The organism is Micromonospora inaquosa, assembly GCF_003857055.1.
Classification (GTDB): domain Bacteria; phylum Actinomycetota; class Actinomycetes; order Mycobacteriales; family Micromonosporaceae; genus Micromonospora; species Micromonospora inaquosa.
In genome coordinates, this window is record NZ_QGSZ01000049.1 from 1 (window position 1) to 4,826 (window position 4,826).

Consider the following 4,826-nt stretch of genomic DNA (forward strand, 5'->3'; position numbering starts at 1 on the left):
CTACTGTCTACACCGCTTGCGTACCTGCACCGCCGCTCAGCCCCGCCGACGCCCTGGACGTGCTGTCGAGAGGTCAACGACATGCTGAACGCCGAGGACCTTCCCCCGTTTCAGCGCGCCGTGTCCTATGAGTCGCAGCGCGGCCAACGCGTGTACGCAACCCTGATCGCGCTGCGCCTGTCCCTGCTGCTGGTGGCCGCGGTCGCGGGGGTCGCCACCTGGAAGCTGGACAATTTCGCAGTGGGTCCGGCGCTCGCGGCGGGCGCGTTCGCCGCCACCTCGATCGTCGAGGTCTTCCTCCTGACCAATCGTCCCAATGAACGGTGGTACGTCGGCAGGGCCCTCTCCGAATCCATCAAATCGCTCACGTGGCGATTCACGGTCGCGGCTGACCCTTTTCCCCGATCGCAGAGCGAATCGAACAGTGTCGAGGAATTCACCAACCGATTGTTGGGCTTGACCCGAGACATGTCGGCTGCCGGGTTGGCGGCCCCGGCGGTGGCCGGGCGACAGATCACCGACGGAATGCTGGCACTGCGCGCCACCTCCCTCGCGGAGCGCCGCACCGCGTACCTGACCGGCCGTCTCGAGGCCCAGCGAGCCTGGTACGCCGAGCGATCGTTGTCGAATCGGGCGCGGGCGACCCGCTGGTCGGTCGGCATGCTCGTGCTGGAGCTGGTCGGGGTGACCCTGGCCGTGTCGAGGGCTGCCGGGCTGACCGACCTCGACCTGCTCGGGGTGGCCGCCGCGGCGGTCGCGGCCGGCGCGGCCTGGACGCAGACGCGGCAGCACGGCGCGGTGGCGACCGCCTATGCCCTGGCCAGTCAGGAGCTTGCCGCCATGGGGTCGCTGGCTACCCGGATCACTTCGGAAGCCGAGCTGTCGCGGTTCGTGAATGACACGGAGACGGCGATTTCCCGGGAACACACAATGTGGCGGGCACGCCGACGCTGACGCCGCCAACACCCGGCGCCCACCGCCCGGAGATCGACTCGGATTTCAGGAAAACGCGGCGTCAGGGTCGGTTGGATACCCCGGTTTTCAGGAAGTGGAGCGGACCGAGGGCATGGCAGCCAAGGCCGCCGCGCCCCCGGTCCACGCCGTGACTCAAGCCGCCGCTCCGACCGGGGTGGTGTCCTTCTCGTCGGGGCGGGACGCCGTCTCGTCGTCGTGTTCGTCGACCATCGTGGCCTCGTCGAACGGGTCGTTGCCGCTCAGCACGCCGACCGCCCGGTCCCGATCGAACTCGCCGGTCCAGGTTCCCACCAGCACGGTCGCCACCGCGTTGCCGGCGAAGTTGGTCAGCGCCCGGGCCTCCGACATGAACCGGTCGATGCCGACGATCAGCCCCACCCCGTCGACGAGGTCCGGCCGGTGCGACTGGAGGCCGCCAGCCAACGTGGCCAGCCCGGCGCCGGTGACCCCGGCGGCACCCTTCGAGGCGATGATCATGAACAGCAGCAGCGAGATCTGCTCGCCGACGGCCAGCGGCTTACCCAGCGCGTCGGCGATGAACAGCGACGCCATGGTCAGGTAGATCGCCGTCCCGTCCAGGTTGAACGAGTAGCCGGTCGGCACCGTGATGCCGACGACCGGCTTGCTCACGCCGAAGTGCTCCATCTTGGCGATCAACCGCGGCAGCGCCGACTCCGACGACGAGGTGGACAGGATCAGCAGGAACTCCCGGCCCAGGTAACGCAGCAGCGAGAAGATCGAGATTCGGGCCACGAACCACAGCAGCGCGCCCAGGAATACCAGCACGAAGATCAGACAGGTGGCGTAGAAGCCCACCATGATCTGGGCGAGGCTCTTGAGGGCGTCGACGCCGGTCGCGCCGACCACGGCGGCCATCGCTCCGAACGCGCCGATCGGCGCCAGCCACATGATCATGGCGAGGACCTTGAAGACGACCCGCTGGATGACGGTGATGGCGCTGAGCACCGGCTCACCCCGCCGGCCCATGGCCTGCACGGCGAAGCCGACCAGCAGGGCGACCAGCAGCGTCTGGAGCACCTTGCCCTCGGTGAGCGAGGAGAGCAGCGTCGTCGGGATGATCCCGAGCAGGAAATCCGCCGTACCGGCGGCCTCGTCACCGGCGGCGGCCTTGCCGGAGCCGGCGAGGTCCGGGCCGAGGTTCAGGCCGGAGCCGGGGTGGATGATGTTGCCGACGACCAGGCCGATGGCGAGCGCCACGGTCGACATGGTCAGGAAGTAGCCGAGGGCCAGGCCGCCGACCTTGCCGACCTTCGCGGCCTGCCGCACGGAGCCCACGCCGAGCACGATGGTGCAGAAGATGACCGGGCTGATCATCATCTTGATCAGGTTGACGAAGCCGGTGCCAATCGGCTTGAGTTCCTTGCCGAAATCGGGGGCGACCAGGCCGACCACAATGCCGGCGACGACGGCCACGATGACGGCCAGATACAGGTAACGGGTACGGTCCCGGCGGACCGCCGGTGCCGGGGTGGTGGCGGATGCGGTGGTGTCCATGTCGACAATGTGAAGCGCGTCTCACTCGTTGACAGCCTTGCGGTCATTCTGTTCACCGCAACGGCAGCAACGGTGGCGCGACGAGGAGGTGGTGGGGGTGGCCCGACGCCAGTGGAGCATCGCGGGACAACTCTTCGCTCTCCAGGCGATGGTGGTGACGTTGCTCGTGCTGGCCGGCGCGGCGGGCGCCGTCTGGCTGGCTCGCAGCGACTCCCGCCAGGCCGCGCAGGAGGAGGTGCTCGCGGTGGCGCAGACCGTGGCGCGCTCCCCCGACGTCCGCGCGGCCCTCACCACCGCCGACCCCGCGAGGGTCCTGCAGCCGTACGCCGAATCGACCCGGCTGGCCACGGGCACCGACTTCGTGGTGGTGATGGCCCCCGATCGCACCCGTTTCTCGCACCCGACCCGGTCCCGGATCGGCGAGCCGTTCGTCGGCGAGATCGGGCCCGCCCTGGCGGGTCGCGCGTTCACCACCACAAACGTCGGCACGCTCGGCGAGTCGGTGCGCGCGGTCGTTCCCGTGTACGACGAGCAGCGACGCCTCGTCGGTCTGGTCTCGGTGGGCATCACCACCCGGGCGATCAACCGTAAGCTGCTCGGTCAGCTGCCGGTGCTGTTCGGGGTGGCCGCGCCGGCTCTGGCGCTCGCCGCGACCGGCTCCTGGCTGCTCAGCCGCCGGCTCCGTCGCCAGACGCACGGTCTGGGGCCCGCGCAGATGACCCGGATGTACGAGTACTACGACGCCGTTCTGCACTCGGTGCGCGAAGGTCTCATCGTGCTGACCACCGATCGTCGGGTGGCGCTGGTCAACGACGAGGGCCGCCGGCTGTTGGGGCTCGACGCGGACACACCGGTGATCGACAAGCCGGTGGCCGGGGTCGACCTGCCGCCCGCGGCGGCCGAGCTGCTCGCTTCCGGGCGCGACGCCCACGACGAGTCGATCGTCGCCGGTGACCGGGTGCTCGTCGCCAACCAGCGGACCACCCGCTTCGAGGGCGCGGTGCTCGGCACCGTGCTGACCCTGCGCGACCAGACCGAGCTGCGCACCCTGGCCAGCGAGCTGGATTCGGTGCGGGCGCTGACCGAGGCGTTGCAGGCGCAGACCCACGAGTCGGCCAACCGGCTGCACACAGTGCTGACCCTGGTGGAGTTGGGCCGCGCCGACGAGGCAGTCCGGCTCGGCACCCGGGACCTGGCCCTCGCCCAGCAGCTGACCGACCGGGTGGTCGGCGCGGTGACCGAGCCGGCGTTGGCCGCGCTGCTGCTCGGCAAGTCCGCGCAGGCCGGCGAGCGCGGGGTGGACCTGGTCATCGAGCCGGACTGCCGCCTCGACGACAGCCCGCTGCCCGCCGGTGGCCTGCTCACCGTCGTCGGCAACCTGGTCGACAACGCACTGGAGGCGGTGGCCGGCACCCCGGCGCCACGCCGGGTACGCGTCTTCGTCGGCGCGGCCGACGACGAACTGGTGGTCCGGGTCGCCGACAGCGGCCCTGGGCTGGCGCCGGAACGGGTCACCGACGCGTTCCGGCGCGGCTGGTCCACCAAGAGCACCGGCCGCGGTCTCGGCCTGGCGCTGGTCGGGCAGGTGGTGCGCCGGCACGGCGGTAGCGCCGAGGTCGGTCGCTCGGACGACGGCGGCAGCCTGTTCACCGTCCGGCTGCCGATCAGAATCGAACGGTCATGACCGACATCCGGGTGCTGGTCGTCGAGGACGAGCCGCTGCTGGCCGAGGCGCACAGCGCGTACACCGAACGGGTTCCTGGTTTCGTGGTGGTCGGGGTGGCGCACACCGCGCGGGCGGCGATGGCGGCCCTGCGCGCGGGGGGCGGCGGTGGCGTGGACCTCGTACTGCTGGATTTTCGGCTGCCCGACCTGCACGGCCTGGACGTCTGTCGGGCGCTGCGCGCGGCCGGCAGCAGCGTCGACGTGCTCGCGGTGACCTCCGCGCGGGACCTGGCGGTGGTGCGCACCGCCGTGTCCCTCGGGGTGACCCACTACCTGCTCAAACCGTTCACGTTCGCCGCGTTCCGCGACAAGCTGGAGCGGTACGCCGACTACCGCGCCCAGGCGCTCGCCGACGGGGAGGTCGCCGCCCAGCACGAGGTGGACCAGATGTTCGCCACCCTGCGCGGCACCGCCGGGCACAGCCTGCCCAAGGGGCTCGACGCGCAGACCCTCGATCGGGTACGCGCGGCCCTCACCGACGGCACCCGCGCGGAGGTCGGGCTGTCCGCGACCGAGGTGAGCGCGCTGACCGGTATCTCCCGGGTGACCGCCCGCCGCTACCTGGAGTATCTGGTGACGGTCGACCGGGCCGCCCGCACCCCCCGCTACGG

General features: G+C 70.9%; 4 protein-coding genes. 3 read left to right on the plus strand and 1 reads right to left on the minus strand.

What is annotated here, in order from left to right; translation table 11 throughout:
* Nucleotides 1–81 precede the first annotated feature (81 nt).
* Nucleotides 82–954 (plus strand): DUF4231 domain-containing protein, encoded by an 873-nt coding sequence (locus DLJ59_RS00540; RefSeq protein ID WP_124770569.1) that lies wholly within the window; start codon nucleotides 82–84, stop codon nucleotides 952–954.
* Nucleotides 955–1,107: 153 nt separating this feature from the next.
* Here the strand turns inward: DLJ59_RS00540 and DLJ59_RS00545 are convergent, their stop codons facing one another.
* Entirely contained in the window at nucleotides 1,108–2,490 is a 1,383-nt protein-coding gene (locus DLJ59_RS00545; RefSeq protein ID WP_124770570.1) for a cation:dicarboxylate symporter family transporter, read from the minus strand.
* A 97-nt stretch (nucleotides 2,491–2,587) separates the two neighbouring features.
* On the opposite strand from DLJ59_RS00545, the gene DLJ59_RS00550 reads away from it, so the two are divergent.
* The gene (locus DLJ59_RS00550; protein ID WP_124770571.1) at nucleotides 2,588–4,174 is read left to right on the plus strand and encodes an ATP-binding protein; all 1,587 of its coding nucleotides are present in this window, start codon (nucleotides 2,588–2,590) and stop codon (nucleotides 4,172–4,174) included.
* Nucleotides 4,171–4,826 (plus strand): response regulator (locus tag DLJ59_RS00555; RefSeq protein ID WP_124770572.1); only part of this gene is annotated, 656 nt, incomplete at its 3' end. The genes DLJ59_RS00550 and DLJ59_RS00555, both read left to right, overlap by 4 nt.